Origin of the sequence: Mesorhizobium sp. M4A.F.Ca.ET.050.02.1.1, assembly GCF_003997725.1 — a bacterium.
In the GTDB taxonomy this organism is placed as follows: Bacteria; Pseudomonadota; Alphaproteobacteria; order Rhizobiales; family Rhizobiaceae; genus Mesorhizobium.
Genome location: NZ_RZSG01001576.1, coordinates 1 through 380 on the forward strand (window position 1 = coordinate 1; position 380 = coordinate 380).

General features: G+C 53.9%; 1 protein-coding gene. It reads left to right on the forward strand.

Annotated elements, in window-relative coordinates:
• Positions 1–219, forward strand: a 219-nt coding sequence (locus EOA33_RS40085) for a hypothetical protein (RefSeq protein WP_210212678.1), incomplete at its 5' end; no start/stop codon positions are given.
• Positions 220–380: the final 161 nt, after the last annotated feature.

Sequence of the window (380 nt, forward strand, 5' to 3'; positions counted from 1 at the left end):
CCAGCTGTGATCGATATGATCGACGTGGAGCGCGCCGTAGAAAGCTTCGTTGAATGCCGGCACAACCTCGAAACCAATGCGACCTGGAAGCGGCCAAGGGCAATCGGTCCAAGTTCGAGCGATATAGCCCGAGTAGCCGTACGATTGATCGTCATCGTGCGATCGTTAAATCCAAGATTGTTGAATGCCTCGATCGTGTCTTCGATTGGCCTTCCGTGACGTCGAACTGGACATCCTGGCCTGCGCGCCCGCGGTACGGTGCCGCCATTCTTGAAGTGACCAGTGTAGCGCTCGCGGGGAAATAGGAAGCCATCGCTGCCGATTTAGTATTTCTGAAGGTCGGATTATAGTCTTTGCAGGCCATCTCGCTCAGAATAATT